This is a genomic window from Mycobacterium sp. C31M (assembly GCF_053345865.1).
Window position 1 is genome coordinate 99353 of record NZ_JBKFAX010000001.1, and the last position, 22098, is coordinate 121450.

Sequence of the window (22098 nt, forward strand, 5' to 3'; positions counted from 1 at the left end):
TGCCAGCATGGGCTTCGATCTGATTCAGGGGGATGAAAGATGCGACGTAGAAGATCCACATGGAGCGTCACCACGGCTCTGGCCGCGGTGGTCATGTTGTGCCTGGCCGCGTGCGGGTCGTCCGATGACGGCACGCAGACCGCCGACGGCCGCACGGTACTGCGTTATCAAGGCGCCACCGGCGAGGTGAAGATGCCAGAACTGGCTGAGGCACTCGGCTACTTCGAGAACGTACAACTGCAGTGGGTCGGTGATACCACCAGCGGCCCGCAGGACATCCAGTCCGCGGCCACCGGTGATGTCGAGTTCGGCTCGGCGTTCAACGGCGCCGTGGTGAAGCTCAACGCAGCGGGTGCCGATATCACCTCGGTGCTCAGTTCCTATGGTGCCGACGAGCAGGAGTACACCGGCTATTACGTCCTGGAGGGTAGCCCGATCAGGACGGCGCGGGACCTGATCAACAAGAAGGTCGGCATGAACACGCTTGGGGCGCATCATGAGTTCCTGACCCGGGAATGGCTGGCCAAGGAGGGTCTGACCAACGAAGAGATCAAGTCCGTGGCGTTGACCGTGGTGCCGCCGGTCAATACCGAACAGGCGCTGCGCGACGGGCAGATCGATGTCGCGGCGCTCAACGACATCTACCGGGAGAGCGCCCTGGAACGCGGTGGCATCCGCCCGCTGTTCACCGACAAGTCGTTGTTCGGTGCGTTCAGTTACGGAAGCTATGTGCTCCGAAACGATTTCATCGCCGACAACCCGGAGGCGACCGCCGATTTTGTGCAGGGCACCGCCCGGGCCACCCGCTGGGCCCAGGTCACTCCCCGCGACCAGGTGCTGGAGAAGTTCCGGGAGATCGTGCACGGCCGGAAGCGCAACGAGAACACCAAGGCCGTCGATTACTGGCGCAGCACCGGCATCCCGGTGGCCGGCGGGGTGATCGCCGAACGCGAGTTGCAGACCTGGATCGACTGGCTGGTCCGCAACGGTGAGCTCGAGGACGGCTCGCTGCGCGCCGCGGACCTGTACACCAACGAATTCAATCCGTATGCCAACGGGAACTTCCCCGACGGCAGCGGCCCCGACGGACAACCATTGGCGACGAAATGACCCCGAAACTCAGCCTGCAACACGTGACCAAACAGTTCCCGATCCGCGGCGAGCAGACCGCGTTCACCGCGATCGAGGACATCACCATCGACCTGGCGGCCGGGGAGTTCCTGGTCCTCGTCGGGCCCAGCGGCTGCGGCAAATCCACCTTGCTGGACCTGCTCGGCGGTCTGACCACACCGACCTCGGGGCAGATCCTGCTCGACGGCCGGCCGATCACCGGCCCGGGCCTGGACCGCGGCATCGTGTTCCAGCAGTACGCCCTGCTGCCGTGGCGAACGGCCCGCAAGAACATCGAGTTCGGTCTGGAGGCCAAGGGATTACCGGCGGCCGAACGCCGGGAACGCGCCGAGCACTATCTCGATCTGGTCGGACTGGCCGGTTTCGCCGATCGGTATCCGCACGAGCTGTCGGGAGGTATGAAACAGCGCGTCGCGATCGCTCGCAGTCTGGCCTTCGACCCCGAGGTGCTGCTGATGGACGAGCCGTTCGCCGCACTCGATGCCCAGACCCGGGAATCGTTGCAGGACGAACTGTTACGCATCTGGGAGACCACCGGGAAGACCATCCTGTTCATCACCCACGGCATCGACGAGGCGATCTACCTGGGCCAGCGGGTGGCGGTGCTGACATCGCGGCCCGGCCGCATCAAGAACATCGTCGACGTCGACATCGATCGCGGTGTCGACGATATCCGCTCTGGTGCGCAGTTCCGAGAACTGCGCCACCACATCTGGACGCTGTTGCATCACGAGGTCGAGCGTGCCCGCTCGCAGGAACTCGCCGCCGAGGAGATCGAGGTCGCCCATGTCTAGCGCCATCGCCGCCCCGGCGCAGAGCACCACAGCGCCGGTCGCAACGACGGACCCGACGGCACAGACCCCGTCGCGCACCCTCGGCAGGTCCGCGGGCAGCATCGCCTGGCGGATCTTCAAGCCGGCGGCGGCCATCCTGGGATTCCTGGCGATCTGGGAGATCGCCCCGCGGATCGGCTTGGTGGACAGGGTCTTCCTGCCGCCGTTCAGCCAGGTCGCCACGACCTTCGTCGAACTGATCGGCAACGGTCAACTGACCGAGCACGTGTCGGCCAGCCTGTCGCGTGCGCTACTCGGGTTCGTCATCGCCGTCGCCGTGGCGATTCCGCTCGGTATCGCGATCGCCTGGTACCGGCCGGTGGCCGAGTTCCTGAACCCGATCCTGGAGCTGTTCCGCAACACCGCCGCGTTGGCACTGTTGCCGGTGTTCATCCTGATCCTCGGTATCGGTGAGACATCCAAGGTCGCACTGGTGGTGTACGCCTCGACGTTCCCGATCTTGCTGAACACCATCTCCGGTGTGCGCACGGTGGACCCGCTGCTCATCAAGTCGGCACGCTCGCTGGGACTCTCGCCGATCCGGTTGTTCCAGAAGGTGATCCTGCCTGCGTCGGTGCCGACCATCTTCACCGGCCTGCGCATGGCGGCCGCCTCGTCCATCCTGGTGCTCATCGCCGCCGAGATGGTGGGCGCGAAGGCTGGTCTCGGCTATCTGATCACCGCCTCCCAACTGAATTTTCAGATTCCCGAGATGTACGCCGGCATCGTCACCATCGCCCTGGTGGGTCTGGCATTCAACGGTGTGCTCGTCGCAGTGGAGCGCCGGCTGTCGCGCTGGCGCACAGAGAACTAGGTGGTCATGTCGAAGAAATTGCACCTCAATGCCTTCCTGATGGGTGTCGGTCATCACGAGGCCGCCTGGCGACACCCACGGACCAATGCGCAGAACCTGTTGGACGTCCGGCATTTCCAGACCCTGGCGCGGATCGCCGAGCGGGGAAAACTGGATTCGGTGTTCTTCGCCGATGGACTGGCCGTCGGGCCCCGGATCAAGCACAACACCCAGGCGGTGTTCGAGCCGATCACCCTGCTGACCGCGATCGCCACCGTCACCGACCGGGTCGGCCTGATCGCGACGGCCTCGACCGGTTATCATTCGCCGTACACGCTGACCCGCAGCTTCGCCTCGCTCGACCACATCAGCGGCGGGCGGGCCGGCTGGAACATCGTCACCTCGGCCGGCGCCGACGAGGCCGCCAACTTCGGCTTGGATACCATCCCGGATCACGCCGGGCGGTATCGGCGCGCCGAGGAGTTCGTCGATGTGGCCACCGCGCTGTGGGACAGCTGGGATGACGACGCGGTGGTGCTGGATGCGCCGAGCGGGATCTTCGCCGACCCGGACAAGGTCTACCCGATCGACCACGCCGGCCCGCTGTTCCGGGTGCGGGGCCCACTGAATTCCCCCCGTTCCCCGCAAGGCAGGCCGCTGCTGGTGCAGGCCGGATCATCGGAGGCCGGAAAGGATTTCGCCGCCCGACACGCCGAGGCGATCTTCACCGCGCAGCGCTCGGTCGCCGACGGGGTGGCCTTCTACCGAGATGTCAAGGCCCGGGCCGTCGCCTACGGCCGCAGCGCCGACGAGATCAAGATCCTGCCCGGCATCGTGGCCTATATCGGGCCCACCGAATCCGCGGCCCGGGAATTGGAACAGGAGTTCACCGAGCTGATCTCGCCCGAGTACTCGTTGCGGCAGCTGTCCAACATGCTCGGTGTTGATCTGACGGCGCACGCTTTGGATGCCCCGCTGCCACCGTTGCCGCCGATCGACCAGATCCAGGGCAACAAGAGCCGGTTCCAGCTGGTGAAGGATCTGGCCACCGAGGAGTCACTGACGGTGCGCCAGCTGATCGCCAAGCTCGGTGGCGGCCGCGGCCACCGCACGTTCGCCGGCACGGCCGAGCAGGTCGCGGACAATCTGCAGGAATGGTTCGAGGCCGGTGCGGCCGACGGTTTCAACGTGATGCCGCCCTACCTGCCCGGTGGTTTGGACGACTTCGTGACGCAGGTGGTGCCGATCCTGCAGCGCCGCGGCCTGTTCCGCACCGAGTACACCGGGACCACCCTGCGAGACCACTACGGTCTGCGTCGACCTGTGAGCCGATTCGCACCGACGGCATCCGCCGCCGAATCGAGCGCATGACGACCTGGGTCGCACTACGTCCCTTCGTCACCAGCGTTTTCATCCCGTCCGTGGTGTTCGGTGTCGGCCAGGGTGCCGGCATCCCAGTGCTGGCTCTGCTGGCCCGCGAACTCGGCGCCTCGGTCGGGGTGGCCGGGCTGATCGTCGCGTTCGTCGGCCTGGGGTCGGTGCTGGGTGACCTACCTGCAGGCCGACTGGTGGCCCGGTACGGCGAGCGACGGGCGATCATCGTCGGCTCCGGGGTCGGCAGTCTCGGTGTCACCCTGGCGATCGTCGCCTGGTCCCCCGCTGTCCTGGGCGTCGGCGCGGTGCTGACCGGCCTGTCGACCGCGGTGTGGGGACTGGCCCGACAGAGCTATCTGGCCGAAGCGGCACCGGCGCCGGTACGGGCCCGCGCGATGGCCACCTTCGCCCTGATGTGGCGGGTCGGCATGCTGCTCGGACCATTCATCGGAGCGGCCGCGATCCTCGCGGTCGGGCTGCGCGGCGGGCTCACCGTGCAGGTCGTGGGCATTCTGGTGTCCGGGTTCCTGCTGGCGCGGGTGCCCGATCCCGTGCGGGCGGCCGATGCCGTGCCGGGAGGCGCTCCCGTGCTGGCGGTGCTGCGTGGTCATCGAGTGTTGTTGTCCACCTTGGGTGCCGGATCCATGCTGATGGGTGCGGCACGTGCCGCGCGCGATGCCGCGCTGCCGCTGTGGGCCGACCATATCGGGCTGGCCGCGGCGACCGCGTCACTGGTGTTCGGTATCGGCGCCGCTTTCGACCTATTGTGTTCGTATCCGGCCGGGCAGCTGATGGATCGCTACGGTCGACGCGCGATCGCCGTGCCGTCGCTGGTGATCATCGCGGTGTCGTTCGCCGCGCTGCCGTTCACGCATTCGTTGGCGACCATGGCGGCTGCGGCGGTCGTGATGGGAATCGGCAACGGGTTCGGTAATGGCGTGATCATGACCCTGGGCGCGGATGTCGCGCCGGCGGCCACCCGCGCCGAATTCCTGGCGGCGTGGCGGCTGACCCATGACATCGGCATGTTCGCCGGCCCGTTGGCGTTGGGTGCTGCGGCGGTGGTGGCACCGCTGAGTGTCGGGGTGGCGGCGCTCGGGGTGATCTCGGCCGCCGGTGCGGCGACCATGTGGCGCTACATCCCGCGGTACGTGCCCTGGCCCCCGGCGACTTTCGCACATCCAGTAACGCAGGGCGTTACTGGATGTGCGCAAATCAGTAGGGAGTGACTTCATCGAGACGACCGGTGGCCACGTCGAAGATGAACCCGCGCAACGATTCGTGCTTGGTGACGAATGGGCTGGACTCGATACGGCGCAGCGATTGCCGCACATCCTCGGCCAGGTCGGGAAACGCCTCGGCCGCCCAGTTCGGCTTGAGCCCGGTCTCATCCTGGATGGCGCGCTTGAAGTCGTCGTCGGTGAAGGTCAGCATGCCGCAGTCGGTGTGGTGGATCAGGATGATCTCCCTGGTACCGAGCAGTCGTTGGCTGATGGCCAGCGAACGGATCTCGTCATCGGTGATCACCCCGCCCGCATTGCGGATGACGTGCGCCTCGCCGTCGCCGAGACCGAGGATGCGGTAGACGTCGAGACGGGCGTCCATACAGGCGACGACGGCCACGTGCTTGCTCGGCGGCAGCGGCAGCGGACCGGTGAAGGTCTTTGCGTACTGCTCATTGTTGGCCAGGTACTGATCGGTGACAGACATGTGCCGGACCCTAGACCCCGCTGCTGCGGTGGTCCCCCTTTCCGCGCGAGCAGACGCAAACTTGCGTATTTCCGGGTCAAATCAGCAAGTTTGCGTCTGTTCGCCGGAGGGCTGGAGGGTCAGGGCTGCAGGTCGTAGACGGCCGTCCCGCCGATATCGAGCTTGGTGAAGTTCTGCTGCACCCACTCGGTGATCTGCGTCCCGGCGCCGTCGCGCTGATGTCCGGGCGGGCCGAACCGATCACCGGCGATGAAGTACCGCACCTCCCCCGCCTCGACATAGGACTGGAACTGCTGCAGTGTCGGCGAGTTGTCGCCGCCGGAGAACCCACCGATCGCCATGATCGACGCGCCGGTCTTGAGTTCCAGATCGCCCGCCATCATCGAGCCGACCGTCGCGGCGGCCCAACGATTGTCGAGTCCGGTCACCAGTTCGGCCAGTGCGGCATCATCGCGGGCACCACCCGGCCGGCCGGGACCACCGGCACCCGGCGGACCGAAGTCGTGCTGCTGGGCCGGACCCGATGTCGCCATCGGCCCGCCGCCGCCACCATCGACGACCGTGGCAACCGCCCAGGCGGCGCTGCCCCCGGCACCCGCCAGTAACGCGGCCGCCAGCACCACACCCGTTGCCCGCCCGAGCCGCTGTCCGCCGACGGCGATGACCGCGGCGACGAGCACCGTGGCGATCAACACCGTCCAGCGCACACCGGGCCACCACTCGGCATGCCGCGACAGCAGGACGAAGGCCCACACTCCCGTACCGGCCAACCCGATCGCCAGCGCGATGCGAGCCGCGAGATGACTCCGCCGCCGCCACAACTCCGCGCCCGAAATTCCTACCAGCGCAGCCACTGCCGGTGCCAGCGCCACCGTGTAATAGGGGTGGATGATGCCGCCCATGAAGCTGAACACCACACCGGTGACCAGCAGCCAGAGACCCCACATCAGCGCCGATGCCCGCACCATGTCGGTGCGCGCCGCGCGACGGGTCAGCCACAGCACGGCGCCGAGCCCGAGCAGCGCGGCCGGCAGGAACCAGGATGCCTCGGCACCCATCGATGCTCCGAAGAGCCTGCCGATCCCGGGATCGCCGCCGAAGAACAGGTTGCCCCCGGGCGGCCCGCCACCGGGACCACCCTGCCCGGGCATACCCCCGCCGCCGGGCTGGCCCTGGCCGACGATCCGGTCGATCCCGTTGTAGCCGAAGGCCAACTGCAGCAAGCTGTTATCGGTCGATCCGCCGATGTAGGGGCGGGCGTCGGCCGGCCACAGGTCGACCAGCGCGATGTACCATCCCGCCGACACCACGGCGCTCGCCGCTGCCGCCAGCAGTGAGCCGAGCCGGCGCCACAACGAGGTCGGCGCGGCCACCAGGAACACCACACCCAAGGCCGGCAGCACCAGGAAGGCCTGCAGCATCTTGGTCAGGAAGGCGAAGCCGATGGCGCAGCCGGCCAACGCCATCCACCGCGTGCCACCGCGTTCGGTGGCACGCAGGGTGCAGTACCCGGCGACCACCAACAGCAGGACCAGCAGCGCGTCGGGATTGTTGTAGCGGAACATGGCCGTGGCCACCGGGGTGATCGCCAGCGCGGCACCGGCGATCAGGCCGCCGCCCGAACCGCTGTACCGGCGTACCGCGAAGTTCAGTACCGCCACCGCGCCGACGCCCATCAGTGCCTGCGGCAGCAGCATGGTGAACTCGCTGAAACCGAAGATCCGGCCGGACAGTGCCATCACCCACAGCGAGGCGGGCGGCTTGTCGACGCTGATCGCATTCCCGGCATCCAGCGAGCCGAACAGCCAGGCCTTCCAATCCTGGGTGCCGGCCTGCGCCGCGGCGGCGTAGTAGCTGTTGGCCCAGCCTGCGGAGCCCAGACCCCACAGGTACAGCACGGCGGTGCCGGCCAGCAGGGCGAGCAAGCCGGGTCGTTCCCAACGCGGCCGGTTGGCACCGCGCACCTCGTCGGCGGTCGGGTTCTCGATGAGCATGGTCATGATCTTCCTCAAACTCGGTTTCTCAGCGGCGGGGGTGAAACACCCAGCCGCGCAACAGGACGAAGCGGGCCGCGGTGGCCACCAGATTGGCACCCACCAGCACGGTGGTCTCGACCAGTTGGCCGGGGTGATCGGTGATCGAGTGCAGGCCGGCCAGTGACCCACTGGTGATGGCCAGCGCGACGGCGAAGACGATCAACCCCTCGAAATGGTGCCGGGCCACACTACCCGTGCCCCGGACCCCGAAGGTGAACCGCCGGTTGGCCGCGGTGTTGCCGACCGCGGTGATGAGCAGCGCCGCCAGATTGGCCAGCTGCGCCCCCAGCAGGCCGTGCAGGGTCAGGAACAACACCAGATACGCCGCCGTCGACAGCACCCCCACCCCGGCGAATCGGACCACCTGACGCAGCAGCGACCGAGGTGCCGCTGACTGACGCGAACCCACCTGTGCGGCAATGGTGTTGATGGGTATCGAACCGTTTACGAAACCGCGCAGCAACCGACCGATTCCCAGCAGGTCGGCCTTCGCGGTGGCCACGATGTCGACCCGGCTGTCCGGATCGTCGACCCAGTCGACCGGAACCTCGTGGATGCGCAGGCCGCTGCGTTCGGCGAGCACCAGCAGTTCGGTATCGAAGAACCACCCGGTATCGGTCACATACGGCAGCAACTCGCGGGCGACATCGGCACGGATCGCCTTGAATCCGCACTGGGCGTCCGAGAACCGGGCGTGTAGCGTCGATTTCAGAATCAGGTTGTAGCACCGCGAGATGAACTCGCGTTTTGCCCCGCGTACCACCCGGGAACTGCGGTTCAGCCGGGTGCCGATGGCCACGTCGGAATGTCCGGAGATCAGCGAGGCGATCAGCGGGGCCAGCGCGGCCAGGTCGGTCGACAGGTCGACGTCCATGTAGGCCAGCACCGGCGAGTCCGACAGCGGCCACACGTGGTGCAGGGCGCGGCCACGGCCCTTCTCCTCCAGTCGCACCACCCGCACACGGTCGAGTTCGGCGACCAGTTCAGCCGCGATCCGCGGGGTGTCGTCGGTGCTGGCGTTGTCGGCGATGGTGATGCGCACGCTGAAGGTGAAGCTCTCCCGCAGGTGCCGGTGCAGGCGACGCACCGAGTGCGCCAGCGCGGCCTGCTCGTTGTAGACCGGGACCACGATGTCGACCACCGGGGTGCCGGCGGCGCCTGCGACCTGGACGGCGTTGGGGCGGGCGGCGAAGGCGGTGTCTGTCATGGCTCCATCGTCGAACTGCAGCGTGTGCCGCCTGTGGGTCCAACCTGTGCGCACGCTATGAGTCGGAGAGGTCGTAGACGACGGTCCCGCCGACGGTGCGGGGCACGAATCTGTTCTGCACCCACGCCGCGATGTCGGCGGCATCCCGGCTACCGGCATGGTCTCCCCGTTGACCTGCCATGATGCGGGAACCGATGAACCAGTGGATTCGGCCATCGGCGACTAATTGCTGGAAACCCGCGAGTGTGGGTGCCGGGTCTGTGCCGTTGAAGCCACCGACGGCCATCACCGGCACATCGGCGGCCAGTTGATAACCGGCGGCGTTGTTGGACCGCACCACCGCCGCAGCCCAGGTGAACCGTGCGGCGTCCTCGGTCAGCAGCGCGACGAGTTCGGCTGTGGGCCGGGGTGCGTCGAGCAGGCCGGCACCGAACGGCGGCCCGCCCTCGGGGCCACCCGCCGGTGGCCCGCCGGGACCGCGGTGCGGACCTCCGAAGGGTGGTGGGCCGCCCTGGGCGAACCCGCCATGGGCAGGACCGGACGACGGGATCGCGCCGGTATGCGGTGTGGTGACGGTGACCAGCGTGTAGGCCGTCGGCGCGGCCAGCGCAATGACCACCGCCAGCGTCGCCGCCACGACGGCCGCCGCACGGGCCACGATCAGGATGGCGGCGGCGACCCCCACCACCACGATCACCCAGCGCAGCCAGGGCAACCAGTCGGATACGCGGCTCAACATGACGAAGGCCAGCACGGCGGTGCCGAGCACCGTACCCGCCAGCACCAGCGCACAGCGTCGGTCGGTTCGGTTGCGCCACAACAGGTCACCACCGATCGCCAGGCAGGCCGCGATGGCGGGAGCGAGCGCGACGGTGTAGTAGGAGTGCACGATTCCGTTGGCGTAGCTGAGCACCACTGCCGTCACCACGAGCCAGCCGCTCCACAGGATCAGTGCCGCCCGCACCGGATCGGTGCGCGGGGCCCGACGGGTCAACACCAAACCGCCGACCGCGCAGACGAGCGCCGCAGGTAGCAGCCAGCCGATCTCGCCGCCCATTCCCGCGCCGAACAACCGGTCCCAGCCCGCATCGAAGTTCAGGTTCCCCAGCCCGCCTGCCTGCGCACCGGTCAACCGGCTGACGCCGTTGTAGCCCAGGGCCAGTTCCACGATGCTGTTGTGTTGGGAGCCACCGATATACGGCCGCGCCGATTCCGGCCACAGCTCCACCAGCAGCAGGTACCAGCCACCGGCGATCACCAGCGCGCCCACCGCGGCGACCAGTCGGATCAGTCGGGTTCGCAGTGGCGCGGCGGCGCACAGCAGGTAGGCGGCCGCGAACGCGGGCAGCACCAGGAAGGCCTGCAGCATCTTGGCCAGGAACGCGAATCCGGTCAGGGCACCGGCACCGATCAGCCACCACTTTCCGGCATCTGGCGCGCATGCCCGTTGTACGCAGTAGGCCGCCGCCACCAGCAGGAGCACCAGCAGTGCGTCAGGGTTGTTGAACCGGAACATCAACGCGGCCACCGGTGTCACCGCCAGTACCGCGCCGGCCAACCAGGCCGGACCGGGGCCGCTGACCTGCCGGACCGCGGCGTACAGCAGCGCCACCGCGGCCACCCCCATCAGCGCCTGCGGTGCCAGCACCGACCACGAGTTGAATCCGAACAGCCGGGCCGAGAGGCTCATCACCCACAGCGCCGCCGGGGTCTTGTCCACCGTGATGGCATTGGCCGGATCGCTGGAACCGAACAGCCACGCCATGGTGTCCTGGCTGCCGGCCTGCACCGCGGCGGCGTAGAAACTGTTGGCCCACCCGTTGATCGACAGGTTCCACATGTAGAGCACACCGGTGCCCACCAGCAGCACAGCCAGGGCCAGGCGTTCACGCGAAATCCGGACAGCAGTCATCTCCGCCATCCTTCCCGGCGCAGCTACGCCGGGCATTTGACCGGGCTGTGTGTCAGCTGTGACCGGGGAACGTGATCACGAACCGGGTATCGCCTGGGGCACTGTGCAAGTCGATGCGACCACGGTGTGCCTTCACGACTGCCGCCACGATGGCCAACCCAAGGCCGGTGCTGCCGCCGCGACGTGACCGCGACGAATCACCGCGCGCGAACCGTTCGAACACCTCGGGCTGCAGCGTTTCCGGGATTCCGGGTCCGTCGTCGGCGACGGTCAGCACCGCCGTCCGATCGGATCCGACCGCCACCGACGTGGTGACGGTGGTCCCGGCCGGCGTGTGCACCCGTGCGTTGGTCAACAGATTCATCAGCACCTGGTGCAACCGTTCCCGGTCACCGGAGATCTGTACGGGATCATCAGGCAGGTCCAGCGTCCACTCGTGATCCGGGCCGGCGGCATGTGCGTCGCTGACGGCGTCGAGTACCACCTGGGCCAGGTCCACCGGGGCGCTCGCCAGCGGTCTGCCCTCGTCGAGGCGCGCCAACAACAGCATGTCCTCGACCAGGGTGGTCAACCGCGCGGTCTCGGACTCCACCCGGCTCATGGCGTGTGCGACATCGTCGGGCAGCTCGGCGCTCTTACGTTGGGCCAGTTCGGTATAACCGCGGATGGCGGCCAGCGGGGTGCGCAGTTCGTGGCTGGCATCGGAGACGAACTGCCGCACCCGGGTTTCGCTATCGTGGCGCGCCGACAGGGCCCCGGCGATCCGGTCCAGCATCCGGTTGAGCGCGGAGCTGAGCTGACCGACCTCGGTGTGTGCGCTGACCGGGTCGACGGGCACGATCGGGGTCGGCAGCCGGACCTCACCCTTGTCGAGTTCCAGATCGGCGACATCGCGGGCTGCCGCTGAAACCCTTGCCAGCGGCGCCAATTGGCGACGGATGATCCAGGTGCCGACCAATGTGGCGGCGGTCAGCGCCACCGCGGAGACGATGCAGAACATCACCAGTACCCACAGCAGGGTGTCGTCGACGACGGCGGTCGGTAACCCGACGATGACCGTCCGCGAGCTGTGCCGCATCTGGTCGGCGATGACCCGGTAGGAGCCCAGTCCGTCTAGATAGAGGGTGACCGGGGTGCGGGTGGTCGGCACCTGAGCTAGCTGTGCCGTTGCCGCGGCGCTGATGTCGGCGGTGGCACCCTCGGCCGTGATGACGCCCGCGTCTATGTTCATCCCCGGGTCGCTGCGCTCCTGCCCGCCGGTACGCCCGGCGGGCCCGATGACCATCCCGACGGTGCGGATGGCCTGCCCCGGTGCGTTGAGAAAGCCCGGCCCGGGTCCTTCCTCGGGGTCGAAGCGGAACCGCACCGGCGGACCCGGTGCGAGGTGGCCCGGTCGGGGCGGCGGAAGATGTAGCGGCGGAGGCAGTTCCATGATGCCCGCCGACCGGTTGACGGCCTCGACCACCTGACTGTCCAACTGGCTCATCAGGAAGCGTTGCAGCGCAAACTCACTGACGACGCCGATGGTCAGACAGAGCACGGCAAGCAGCGTGACCACGCTGACGACCAGACGCGTGCCCAGCGACCAGGCTCGCGGAGTGAAGACCCGGCTCATCGGGGCGGGCGCAGGACGTATCCGGCGCCACGCAGAGTGTGGATCATCGGTTCGCGACCGCTGTCGATCTTCTTGCGCAGGTAGGACACGTAGAGTTCGACGATGTTGGACCGGCCGCCGAAGTCATAGCTCCACACCCGGTCCAGGATTTGGGCCTTGCTCAACACCCGCTTGGCGTTGCGCATCATGAATCGCAGCAACTCGAATTCGGTGGCGGTCAATGTGATCGGATCGCCGCCACGCGTCACCTCATGACTATCCTCGTCGAGCACCAGATCTCCGACGATGAGCTGGGCGTCGCTGGCATCGTTGGCCACCCCGGTGCGGCGTAACAGCGCCCGCAACCGCAGCACGACTTCCTCGATGCTGAACGGTTTGGTGACGTAATCGTCGCCTCCGGCGGTCAGACCGGCGATCCGGTCCTCGATCGAGTCTTTGGCGGTGAGCAGCAACAGAGGTAACCCGGGCTGGATCTCGCGGAGCCTGCGTAAGACGTCCAGCCCGCTCATATCGGGCAGCATCACATCGAGCACCACGACGTCCGGTGGGTTGTCACGCGCGAGTTCGATGGCCCCGGCGCCGTCGCCGGCGGTGACGATGTCCCACCCCTCGTACCTCAGGGCCATCGACACCAACTCGGCAAGCACCGGCTCGTCGTCGACAACCAGCACCTGGATCGGTTTACCGTCGGATCTGCGCATCACTGCGCGCACCGGAACGTCGTGGGCCGATCCGCCGGCTGAGGGGGACATGCTTTCCATTATTGGCGCTCGTGTGGGCGCAGCATGTGCCGTTCCTGTGAGCCGGCTATGGATATCGGGCTAACCGCCCGACTCGGCTGATTCGGGCTCCGTCGTGGTGGTGGTGACCGGGGCCGGCTCAGTCGGTGAGTAGGTCTCCGACGGCAACGTCGGCTCCGGCAGTGCCGGATCCGCGACGGCCGTGCTGTTCACGACAGTCAGGCCGGCCATACCCACGACCGCACCGACACCCGCGCTGGCAAAGATCACCTTCATTTTGTTAGATGTCATGCCTTTCTAGTACCCCCAGCGTTCGACATCAAACACCTGCCCAAAACCTTCTGAATTCATCGTCGCAGGTCAGAGACAGCGGAGGACCGGACGGGCGCGCCCGTCCTGTCCTCCGTTCGATGTGATCAGGGCTCAGGCGTCACCGTGGTCGTCGTCACGAACTCGGGTTCCTCGGCCTCCTGCGGCGCCGTCGTCGGCTCAAGGGCGTCGCCGGGGGCCGCCGGTTCCGCGGTCTCCGGTACGGTGGTTCCCGGGCCGGGTCCCGGCGGCAGCGGATCGGCCGTGACCGAGGTCGTCCCGACGGCGGTCAGCCCGCCCATCACCACGACGGCACCGACGCCCGCGCCGGCCAACATGAGCTTCACTTTGTTCGATGTCATGACGGTCGGTTACCCGCGGCGCGGACGGCAGGAAACCGATCGGCAGGTGAACATTGGGTTGCGCCGCGCCCGGGACGTGCGCAAACGCGCCTCAACAGGGTTGATCTCCTAACCTGTCCGCATGCAGCCCCGCGGCGGACCCACCGTATGACCCGGTTCCTGACGCGCCGACTGCTCAACTACGTCATCCTGCTGGCGCTGGCCTCGATCCTGACGTTCACGCTGACGTCGCTGACCTTCTCGCCCCTGGACACCCTGCTGGAGCGCAACCCGCGCCCACCCCAGGCGGTGATCGACGCCAAAGCCGCCGAGCTGAACCTCGACAAACCCATCCCCGTTCGATACGCCGACTGGCTGGCCGGGGCCGTCCGCGGCGATTTCGGCACCACGGTCGCCGGTCAACCCGTCACCGAGGAACTGTGGCGCCGCATCGGGGTGAGCCTGCGGCTGGTGCTCATCGGGGCCGTGCTGGGCACCGTGATCGGTGTCGTCGTCGGCGCCTGGGGGGCCATCCGGCAATACCGGTTCTCCGACCGCGCCATCACCGTGGCCTCGCTGCTGATCCTGAGCGCACCGACCTTCGTGATCGCCAACCTGCTGATCCTCGGTGCCCTGAAGGTCAACGCGGTGCTCGGCGTGCAATTGTTCGAATACACCGGGGAAACCTCCCCCGATGCCGTCGGTGGAGTCTGGAACCAGCTGGTCGACCGACTACAGCATCTGGTGCTGCCCACCTTCACGCTCGCGCTGGGGGCGATCGCCGGGTTCAGTCGATATCAACGCAACGCGATGCTCGACGTGCTCGGACAGGACTTCATCCGCACGGCACGGGCCAAGGGCCTGACGCGGCGACGAGCGCTGTTCAAACACGGGCTACGGACCGCGTTGATCCCGATGGCCACCCTGTTCGCGTACGGTGTCGGCGGCCTGTTCACCGGTTCGGTTTTCGTGGAACGGATCTTCGGCTGGCACGGAATCGGTGAATGGTTCGTCCAGGGGATCACCAGCCAGGACACCAACATCGTCGTCGCCGTCGTCCTGTTCTCCGGGTTGACGATCCTGCTCGCCGGTCTGCTGTCGGACATCTTCTATGCCGCGCTCGACCCCCGGGTGCGGGTCTCATGACCGACTATCAGTTCGTCTCGCGCCGCACGCTCGTCGCGCGACGCTTTGTGCGCAATACCCCCGCGGTGCTGTCGCTGGTGGTGCTGACCCTGCTGTTCGTCAGCGCCTGGGCACTGCCCCCGCTGCTGCCCTACTCGCACACCGACCTGGACTACTACGCACTGCAACAGCCGCCGAACACCGCACATTGGTTCGGCACCAACGCGATCGGACAGGATCTGTTGGCCCAGACCCTGCGCGGGATGCAGAAGTCGCTGCTGATCGGGTTGGCGGTCGCCTTCATCTCCACCATCATCGCCGCCACCGTCGGCACCATCGCCGGCTATTTCGGCGGCTGGCGCGACCGCACCCTGATGTGGCTGGTCGACCTGCTGCTGGTGGTACCGAGCTTCCTGCTGATCGCGATCGTCACACCACGTACCCGCGAGTCCGGCTCCATCCTGTGGCTGATCCTGCTGCTGTCGGCGTTCAGTTGGATGATCAGCTCACGCATCGTGCGCGGTATGACGATGAGCCTGCGTGAACGCGAATTCGTCTCGGCCGCACGCTACATGGGGGTATCCAACTGGCGGATCATCGTCCGCCACATCGTGCCCAACGTCGCGTCGATCCTGATCATCGACACCGCACTGAACGTCGGGTTGGCCGTCCTTGCCGAAACCGGCTTGAGCTTCCTGGGATTCGGCGTGCAGCCACCCGACGTGTCGCTGGGCACCCTGATCGCCGACGGCACCCGCTCGGTGACGACGTTCCCGTGGGTGTTCCTGTTCCCGGCGGGTGTGCTGGTGCTGATCGTGTTGTGCGCCAACCTGGTCGGTGACGGCCTGCGTGACGCGCTGGATCCGGCCGCACGACCGGGAAGGCGGCGCAAGTGACGTTGCTCGAGGTGTCCGACCTGCGGGTCGACTTCCCCGGCGAGACCGAGACCGTCGCCGCGGTGCGGGGACTGAACTACACCGTCGCCGCGGGTGAGGTGGTGGCCCTGGTCGGGGAATCCGGAGCGGGCAAATCCGCCGGCGCGATGGCCGTCGTCGGATTGCTGCCCGAGTTCGCCGAGGTGTCCGGGTCGGTGAAGTTGTCCGGTGAGGAACTGATCGGGCTGCCCGATACAGCGATGTCCCGGATTCGCGGCGCCCGGATCGGCACCGTGTTCCAGGATCCGATGTCGGCGCTGACCCCGGTCTACACAGTGGGAGACCAGATCGCCGAGGCCATCCGGATCCACCACCGCGATGTCGGTGCGCGGCAGGCCCGTACCCGTGCGATCGAACTCCTCGAGCTTGTCGGCATCCGGCAACCCGAACAGCGGGCCCGCGCCTTCCCGCACGAACTGTCCGGTGGTGAGCGGCAACGGGTCGTCATCGCCATCGCCATCGCCAACGACCCGGATCTGCTGATCTGCGACGAGCCGACCACCGCACTGGATGTCACGGTGCAGGCCCAGATCCTCAATGTGCTGCGCACCGCCCGCGATGTCACCGGCGCCGGCGTACTGATCATCACCCACGACCTGGGGGTGGTCGCCGAGTTCGCCGACCGCGCACTGGTCATGTACGCGGGCCGGGCGGTGGAGACCGCGCCGGTGGGTGAGCTGTACCGGCATCGCCGGATGCCTTATACGGCCGGACTACTCGGCTCGGTACCGCGTCTGGACGCCCCCCGCGGCGAACGTCTGGTGCCCATCCCCGGCGCTCCCCCGTCGCTGGCTTCGCTGCCCCCGGGATGCCCGTTCACCCCGCGCTGCCCCCTGGCGATCGACGCCTGCCACACGGGAGAACCGGAACTGGTGTCCGTCGGCCCGGGCCACCAGGTGGCGTGCATCAGGCATACCCACGTGAGCGGACGCAGCGCGGCCGAGATCTACGGCGTGTCGACCGCGGCGGAGAGTGCCGGCACCGATTCCGGCGATGTGGTGCTGCGGGTCTCCGAGCTGTCCAAGACCTACACGTTGACCAAGGGGGTGGTGTTGCGCCGCCGGATCGGCGAGGTCCGCGCGGTCGACGGCGTCAGCTTCGAATTGGAGGCGGGCCGCACGCTGGGCATCGTCGGGGAATCCGGTTCCGGCAAGTCGACCACGCTGCACCAGATCCTGGATCTGGCCGCACCCGAGTCCGGCAGCATCGAGGTGCTCGGCACCGATGTGGCCACCCTGGACCGGCAGCGCCGACGTGCGCTGCGTGGCAACCTGCAGGTGGTGTTCCAGGATCCGGTGGCCTCGCTGGACCCGCGGCTCCCGGTGTTCGATGTGTTGGCAGAGCCGCTGCGCGCCAACGGTTTCAACCGCAGCGATACCGAGTCACGGGTCGCCGAACTGCTCGAACTGGTCGGGTTGCGCCGCGAATACGCCGGCCGCTATCCGGCCGAGTTCTCCGGCGGGCAGAAGCAGCGCATCGGCATCGCCCGGGCGTTGGCGCTGCAGCCCAAGATCCTGGCACTCGACGAACCGGTGTCCGCGCTGGATGTGTCGATCCAGGCCGGCATCATCAACCTGCTGCTTGATCTGCAGGAGCGATTCGGACTGGCGTATCTGTTCGTCAGCCACGACCTGTCGGTGGTGCGGCACCTCGCGCACCGCGTCGCGGTCATGCACAAGGGCAGCATCGTCGAGCAGGGCGAAAGCGAGCAGATCTTCGAGCACCCGCAGCACGAGTACACCCGCCGTCTGCTGGCGGCGGTACCACGCCCCTCACCCGATCCCGATTAGAGTCGGATCGCATGAGTGCGATTTCGCGTCTGCTGGCCGCCGCGTCGGTCACGGTGCTGGCCCTGACCGGTTGTTCGTCCCCGGACACCTCGGTGCCGTCGGCCGGCGGTAATGCCGAGATCGGCGCGACCGCCGATATCAACCCGCAGGACCCGACCACACTTCAGCAGGGCGGGAATCTGCGACTCGCACTGAGCGGATTCCCACCCAATTTCAACTACCTGCATGTCGACGGCAATCTCGGCGAGTTGGGGCGGATGCTGCGGGCCACCTTGCCGCGCGCATTCTTCATCAAACCCGACGGTGAGATGACGGTGAACAACGACTATTTCACCGACGTCGAACTCACCAGCACCGAACCGCAGGTGGTGACCTACACGATCAATCCCAAGGCGGTCTGGTCGGACGGCACGCCGATCACCTGGGAGGACATGGCCGCCCAGATCAACGCGACCAGCGGGAAGGACGACCGGTTCCTGTTCGCCTCGCCCAACGGCAGCGAGCGGGTGGCCTCGGTGACCAAGGGCGTCGACGACCGGCAGGCGGTCATCACCTTCGACAGGCACTTCGCCGACTGGCGCGGGATGTTCGCCGGTAACGCCATGCTGGCGCCCAAGGCCGTCACGTCCGACCCGGAGGCGTTCAACCGGGGCTTCCTGAACGGTCCGTCGGTCTCGGCCGGCCCGTTCATGATCAGCTCCGTCGACCGGGCTGCGCAGCGGATCGTGTTGACCCGCAACCCGAAATGGTGGGGTACACCGCCACTGCTGGACTCGATCACCTACACCGTCCTCGATGACGCCGCGGTGATCCCGGCCCTGCAGAACAATGCGCTCGACTCGGTCGGGCTGGCCTCGCTGGACGATCTGGAAAATGCGCGGCGCACACCGGGTGTCACCATCCGCCGGGCGCCGGCACCCAACTGGTACCACTTCACCATCAACGGCAACAAGGGCGCCATCCTGAGCGATCCCGGGCTGCGCACCGCCATCGCCAAGGGGCTGGACCGCCAAGCCATCGCCGCGGTCACCCAGCGCGGATTGGCCGACACCCCGACGGCGCTGAACAACCACATCTACCTGGCCGGCCAGGAGGGCTACCAGGACAACAGCATCGCCTTCGATCCGGAGGCGGCCAAGGCCGAACTCGACGCCCTGGGCTGGACGCTCAACGGGCAGTTCCGCGAGAAGGACGGTCGCCAGCTCAAGATCCGCAACGTCTTCTACGACGGTCAGAGCACCCGCGCGGTCGCCCAGATCGCGCAGAACCAGTTGGCGCAGATCGGGGTCAACCTGGAACTGGTGCCCGCCGCCGGTGGCGACCTGTTCCCCAAGTACGTCACCGTCAGCAACTTCGACATGGCGCAATTCGCCTGGGGTGGTGACGCTTTCCCGTTGGCCAGCCTGACCCAGATCTACGCGGCCCAGGGCGAGAGCAATTACGGCAAGATCGGCAGCCCCGAGATCGACGCCAAGATCGAGGAGACGCTGTCCGAGCTCGACCCGGCCAAGGCCCGCGATCTGGCCAACGAACTGGACAAGATGATCTGGGCCGAGGGCCACGGTCTGCCGCTGTTCCAGGCACCGGGCAATGTCGCCGTACGCAGCAATCTGGCCAACTACGGGCCGACCGGCATCGGCGATATCAACTACTCGACGATCGGCTTCATGAAGTAGCCAGCCGCGGCACCCCGTCGGGCACCACCGCCTCGGCCTTGGCGGCCAGCGCGACGCTGCGGACCAGTAGCCGGATCGTCAGGTTGGCCGGCAGCCGGTCCAGTTCGGCTGCCCGCGCGGCGAGTTCACCGATGCGGCCGTCGGCGACGGCCGCACAGATCTGCAGCGCGGCGTGTTCGCGGGTGTCCAGGATGCTGTGCCCGGCGGTCGGCAGCTCGACGAGCGTGGCGTCGGGCAACAGGTTGGCGATCTGATGGGCCACCGCGGGTGGTGTGGTCAGATCGCGACCGCCGGACAGCACTGCCGTCGGCCAGTCGAAACGCGGCATCGCGGCAACCAGGTCGTACGGTTCGGCGACGAATTCGACATCGCCGGAGGCGATCTCACGCAGCGCAACGGCCGGATCGATCGGGCCGCCGTCCGGGGTGGCACCGTAGTTCAGTTCGCGGTAGGCGATGCGCTCCACCAGATCGGGCTCATGGTGGAACGACGTCTCGCGTTCCAGCAGCAACCGGGTGCCCAGTCCGACCGCCGACCACAACCAGTCATGGCCGGCCAGCAGCAGATCCAGCTGCCTGCGCAAGACCTCAGGGCCGGCCAGTTCGTAGAGCCCGACGGCCCGCAGCACCGCGGTGGGACCGAAGCTGCCCCGCTCGACGAGGCGACGCACCTTGTCCGCCAGGTCGGCGGTGCCGGGTTCACCGTCCCAGAGCACCTGCCGGATGTGGGTCCGTGATTCGGCGATGTCGTCGGCCGACAGCAGCGGCGAGTCCAGCACCATGCCGGCGACCCGGCCAGGGTGCCGGACACCCATACCGGCCGCCAGGTAGGTGCCGTAGGACGTGCCGTAGATGTGTGCGGTGTCGACCCCGGCGTCGTCGAGGACTGCGGCGATATCGTCGACGGCGGCGTCCACGGTCAGCGCCTCTGCGGGCAGGTCGCGGCCGTCGTCGTCCTGGCGGGACAGCCCGACCCCGCGGTGCTCGACCATGATCAGGTCCAGGCCGGCGGTGGCGGCGTGACGGCGGAACGCGCGGTACAGGGCCACCGACGCGGCGCCCGGACCACCCGGGATGACGACGATCGGGTGTCCCGATTTGCGGCCGGACCGCACGTAGAAGACATCGAACTGCTGGTCACCACCGGGGCACATCGGGCGGCGCACCGGCCGTACACCGGGGAGAGCGGCGAGCCTGTCGTGGGCCCGGCGGCGCCTGGTCGTGGTCATCACCGTCCATTCTGCCCCGCTGTGAGGTGCGGGGGCGGCGAGGGCAGATTCTCAGGATCGCGGTGATCGCAAGCGGTGCGTCCTTCCGCGTGACCTCGGTACTACTTGTTGACATGACGACCGTCGCGAACAGCAACCGCATACTGCCCGGGTCCGCCGCATGGAAGGATCTGCTGAGCGGTATCGCCGCCGGGTCCCGGGACCGAGACCTCAACGACGAGAACCCTTTTGACCAGGTAGCCGCCCTGAAGCGGGCCGGTTTCGGCACCCTGCGGCTGCCGGTGGCGCTCGGCGGGGCAGGCCTGACTGTGCCGCAACTGTTCTCGGCCGTGATCGATGTAGCCCAGGCCGATCCGATTGTCGCCCATATCTTCCGGGCGCATTTCTGGTTCGTCGAGGAGCGGCTGCGGTCGCAGGCAGGCAAGTGGCTGGACCTGGCGGCGCAGGGCAAGATCTTCGGCAACGCATTCAGCGAGAAGGGCAGCAACGCCGTCGGCAGCCTGGTCTTCAACACCCGCCTGCTGCCCGCTCCCGACGGCGGATTCCGGCTCGACGGTGAGAAGTACTACAGCACCGGCACGCTGTTCTCCGACTTTCTGACCACCACCGCGACCACCGATCACGACTCGGTGGCCACCGTGGTGGTGCCCGCGGACCGCGCCGGGGTACAGATCATCGACGACTGGGACGGCTTCGGACAGCGCCGCACCGGTACCGGCACCACGACGTTCACCGGGGTCGCGGTGGCCGCCGACGAGGTGCTCAGCGACAGCCCCTATGACGCCGCGCCGGTGCCGACGGTGCAGTACGCGTCGCTGCAGCTTTATATCCATGCGGTGGTGGCCGGTGTGCTGGCCAATGTCGTCGACGACGGGGTCGCGCTGCTGCGGTCCCGGGAGCGCAGTTTCAGCCATGCCCTGGCCGAGAACCCGGCCGATGACCCGCTGCTGCAACGGCAGCTGGGCGAGCTGGCATCGGTGGCCTATATCGCCCGCGCCGCGGTGCTCGACGCCGCCGAGGCGATCGCCGCGGCCACCGAGAGCGAAGTCGACGGGGTGCCCGACGCCGCGTTGGCAACCGAGGCCCAGCTACGGGTGGCCAAGGTCAAGGTGCACCTCGACGATGTCGCCCCGGTGGCCGCGACCCGGCTGCTGGAGCTGGGCGGGGCCAGCGCGTCGAGCCGACAGCGCAACCTGGACCGGCACTGGCGCAACATCCGCACCATCACCCTGCACAACCCGGTCGGACTCAAGGCCCGGGTGATCGGACAGAACCTGCTGCACGACACCCCGGTCCCGGCCAACGCCTACTTCTAGACACGCGATTTCGGCGCGGTTTCGTAC

19 protein-coding genes are annotated in these 22098 nt (G+C 67.6%); 10 read left to right on the forward strand and 9 right to left on the reverse strand.

Annotation, left to right across the window (positions count from 1 at the left end):
* The first annotated feature begins 39 nt into the window (after window positions 1-39).
* Genes ACLBYA_RS00495 through ACLBYA_RS00515 form a run of 5 tightly spaced genes read left to right on the forward strand, consistent with a single transcriptional unit; the run spans window position 40 to window position 5360 of the window.
* Window positions 40-1110 (forward strand): ABC transporter substrate-binding protein, encoded by a 1071-nt coding sequence (locus ACLBYA_RS00495; protein WP_447707397.1) that lies wholly within the window; start codon window positions 40-42, stop codon window positions 1108-1110.
* Entirely contained in the window at window positions 1107-1925 is an 819-nt protein-coding gene (locus ACLBYA_RS00500) for an ABC transporter ATP-binding protein (RefSeq protein WP_447707398.1), read from the forward strand. Before ACLBYA_RS00495 ends, ACLBYA_RS00500 begins: the two co-directional genes overlap by 4 nt.
* A complete protein-coding gene (locus tag ACLBYA_RS00505) occupies window positions 1918-2778 on the forward strand; it encodes an ABC transporter permease (RefSeq protein WP_447707399.1) in 861 nt (286 codons plus the stop codon). The genes ACLBYA_RS00500 and ACLBYA_RS00505 overlap by 8 nt, the downstream gene beginning before the upstream one ends.
* A 6-nt stretch (window positions 2779-2784) precedes the next feature.
* Entirely contained in the window at window positions 2785-4128 is a 1344-nt protein-coding gene (locus tag ACLBYA_RS00510) for an LLM class flavin-dependent oxidoreductase (RefSeq protein ID WP_447707400.1), read from the forward strand.
* Window positions 4125-5360, forward strand: coding sequence for an MFS transporter (locus tag ACLBYA_RS00515; RefSeq protein WP_447707401.1), 1236 nt, complete (start codon window positions 4125-4127; stop codon window positions 5358-5360). Before ACLBYA_RS00510 ends, ACLBYA_RS00515 begins: the two co-directional genes overlap by 4 nt.
* Here the strand turns inward: ACLBYA_RS00515 and ACLBYA_RS00520 are convergent.
* The 8 genes from ACLBYA_RS00520 to ACLBYA_RS00555 form a co-directional block, all read right to left on the reverse strand.
* Entirely contained in the window at window positions 5347-5841 is a 495-nt protein-coding gene (locus ACLBYA_RS00520; RefSeq protein ID WP_447707402.1) for a beta-class carbonic anhydrase, read from the reverse strand. The genes ACLBYA_RS00515 and ACLBYA_RS00520 overlap by 14 nt on opposite strands.
* 119 nt (window positions 5842-5960) lie before the next feature.
* Complete coding sequence (locus ACLBYA_RS00525; protein ID WP_447707403.1) at window positions 5961-7841, reverse strand: ArnT family glycosyltransferase; 1881 nt, start codon at window positions 7839-7841, stop codon at window positions 5961-5963.
* Between the two features lie 22 nt (window positions 7842-7863).
* On the reverse strand, window positions 7864-9084 hold the full coding sequence (locus ACLBYA_RS00530; protein ID WP_447707404.1) for a glycosyltransferase: 1221 nt from the start codon (window positions 9082-9084) through the stop codon (window positions 7864-7866).
* 55 nt (window positions 9085-9139) lie between these two features.
* Window positions 9140-10996 (reverse strand): ArnT family glycosyltransferase, encoded by a 1857-nt coding sequence (locus ACLBYA_RS00535; protein WP_447707405.1) that lies wholly within the window; start codon window positions 10994-10996, stop codon window positions 9140-9142.
* A 52-nt stretch (window positions 10997-11048) separates the two neighbouring features.
* Window positions 11049-12611, reverse strand: a complete 1563-nt coding sequence (locus ACLBYA_RS00540; RefSeq protein WP_447707406.1) for a sensor histidine kinase — start codon at window positions 12609-12611, stop codon at window positions 11049-11051.
* Window positions 12608-13312 carry a response regulator transcription factor gene (locus ACLBYA_RS00545; protein WP_447707757.1) on the reverse strand — a complete coding sequence of 235 codons (705 nt, stop codon included), beginning with the start codon at window positions 13310-13312 and terminating at the stop codon, window positions 12608-12610. Before ACLBYA_RS00545 ends, ACLBYA_RS00540 begins: the two co-directional genes overlap by 4 nt.
* 120 nt (window positions 13313-13432) lie before the next feature.
* A complete protein-coding gene (locus ACLBYA_RS00550; protein ID WP_447707407.1) occupies window positions 13433-13642 on the reverse strand; it encodes a hypothetical protein in 210 nt (69 codons plus the stop codon).
* Between the two features lie 125 nt (window positions 13643-13767).
* The gene (locus ACLBYA_RS00555; RefSeq protein ID WP_447707408.1) at window positions 13768-14022 is read right to left on the reverse strand and encodes a hypothetical protein; all 255 of its coding nucleotides are present in this window, start codon (window positions 14020-14022) and stop codon (window positions 13768-13770) included.
* Between the two features lie 147 nt (window positions 14023-14169).
* On the opposite strand from ACLBYA_RS00555, the gene ACLBYA_RS00560 reads away from it, so the two are divergent.
* From ACLBYA_RS00560 to ACLBYA_RS00575, 4 genes are read left to right on the forward strand one after another with little or no spacing between them, the layout of a single operon-like run.
* Complete coding sequence (locus ACLBYA_RS00560; protein WP_447707409.1) at window positions 14170-15147, forward strand: ABC transporter permease; 978 nt, start codon at window positions 14170-14172, stop codon at window positions 15145-15147.
* Entirely contained in the window at window positions 15144-16022 is an 879-nt protein-coding gene (locus ACLBYA_RS00565) for an ABC transporter permease (protein WP_447707410.1), read from the forward strand. The genes ACLBYA_RS00560 and ACLBYA_RS00565 overlap by 4 nt, the downstream gene beginning before the upstream one ends.
* Window positions 16019-17851, forward strand: a complete 1833-nt coding sequence (locus tag ACLBYA_RS00570) for a dipeptide ABC transporter ATP-binding protein (RefSeq protein WP_447707411.1) — start codon at window positions 16019-16021, stop codon at window positions 17849-17851. The genes ACLBYA_RS00565 and ACLBYA_RS00570 overlap by 4 nt, the downstream gene beginning before the upstream one ends.
* 11 nt (window positions 17852-17862) lie before the next feature.
* Window positions 17863-19527, forward strand: coding sequence for an ABC transporter family substrate-binding protein (locus ACLBYA_RS00575; RefSeq protein ID WP_447707412.1), 1665 nt, complete (start codon window positions 17863-17865; stop codon window positions 19525-19527).
* On the opposite strand, the gene ACLBYA_RS00580 is transcribed toward ACLBYA_RS00575, so the two are convergent.
* Window positions 19517-20755, reverse strand: coding sequence for an alpha/beta fold hydrolase (locus tag ACLBYA_RS00580; RefSeq protein ID WP_447707413.1), 1239 nt, complete (start codon window positions 20753-20755; stop codon window positions 19517-19519). The genes ACLBYA_RS00575 and ACLBYA_RS00580 overlap by 11 nt on opposite strands.
* Before the next feature lie 113 nt (window positions 20756-20868).
* On the opposite strand from ACLBYA_RS00580, the gene ACLBYA_RS00585 reads away from it, so the two are divergent.
* Window positions 20869-22071, forward strand: a complete 1203-nt coding sequence (locus ACLBYA_RS00585; protein ID WP_447707414.1) for an acyl-CoA dehydrogenase family protein — start codon at window positions 20869-20871, stop codon at window positions 22069-22071.
* Window positions 22072-22098 lie beyond the last annotated feature (27 nt).

Excerpts from the sequence above, each read along its gene's own strand:
- ACLBYA_RS00495 (WP_447707397.1), top strand. The coding sequence starts at position 40 with ATGCGACGTAGAAGATCCACATGGAGCGTCACCACGGCTCTGGCCGCG.
- ACLBYA_RS00500 (WP_447707398.1), top strand. The coding sequence starts at position 1,107 with ATGACCCCGAAACTCAGCCTGCAACACGTGACCAAACAGTTCCCGATC.
- ACLBYA_RS00505 (WP_447707399.1), top strand. The coding sequence starts at position 1,918 with ATGTCTAGCGCCATCGCCGCCCCGGCGCAGAGCACCACAGCGCCGGTC.
- ACLBYA_RS00510 (WP_447707400.1), top strand. The coding sequence starts at position 2,785 with ATGTCGAAGAAATTGCACCTCAATGCCTTCCTGATGGGTGTCGGTCAT.
- ACLBYA_RS00515 (WP_447707401.1), top strand. The coding sequence starts at position 4,125 with ATGACGACCTGGGTCGCACTACGTCCCTTCGTCACCAGCGTTTTCATC.
- ACLBYA_RS00520 (WP_447707402.1), bottom strand. The coding sequence starts at position 5,841 with ATGTCTGTCACCGATCAGTACCTGGCCAACAATGAGCAGTACGCAAAG.
- ACLBYA_RS00525 (WP_447707403.1), bottom strand. The coding sequence starts at position 7,841 with ATGACCATGCTCATCGAGAACCCGACCGCCGACGAGGTGCGCGGTGCC.
- ACLBYA_RS00530 (WP_447707404.1), bottom strand. The coding sequence starts at position 9,084 with ATGACAGACACCGCCTTCGCCGCCCGCCCCAACGCCGTCCAGGTCGCA.
- ACLBYA_RS00535 (WP_447707405.1), bottom strand. The coding sequence starts at position 10,996 with ATGACTGCTGTCCGGATTTCGCGTGAACGCCTGGCCCTGGCTGTGCTG.
- ACLBYA_RS00540 (WP_447707406.1), bottom strand. The coding sequence starts at position 12,611 with ATGAGCCGGGTCTTCACTCCGCGAGCCTGGTCGCTGGGCACGCGTCTG.
- ACLBYA_RS00545 (WP_447707757.1), bottom strand. The coding sequence starts at position 13,312 with ATGCGCAGATCCGACGGTAAACCGATCCAGGTGCTGGTTGTCGACGAC.
- ACLBYA_RS00550 (WP_447707407.1), bottom strand. The coding sequence starts at position 13,642 with ATGACATCTAACAAAATGAAGGTGATCTTTGCCAGCGCGGGTGTCGGT.
- ACLBYA_RS00555 (WP_447707408.1), bottom strand. The coding sequence starts at position 14,022 with ATGACATCGAACAAAGTGAAGCTCATGTTGGCCGGCGCGGGCGTCGGT.
- ACLBYA_RS00560 (WP_447707409.1), top strand. The coding sequence starts at position 14,170 with ATGACCCGGTTCCTGACGCGCCGACTGCTCAACTACGTCATCCTGCTG.
- ACLBYA_RS00565 (WP_447707410.1), top strand. The coding sequence starts at position 15,144 with ATGACCGACTATCAGTTCGTCTCGCGCCGCACGCTCGTCGCGCGACGC.
- ACLBYA_RS00575 (WP_447707412.1), top strand. The coding sequence starts at position 17,863 with ATGAGTGCGATTTCGCGTCTGCTGGCCGCCGCGTCGGTCACGGTGCTG.
- ACLBYA_RS00580 (WP_447707413.1), bottom strand. The coding sequence starts at position 20,755 with ATGACCACGACCAGGCGCCGCCGGGCCCACGACAGGCTCGCCGCTCTC.
- ACLBYA_RS00585 (WP_447707414.1), top strand. The coding sequence starts at position 20,869 with ATGACGACCGTCGCGAACAGCAACCGCATACTGCCCGGGTCCGCCGCA.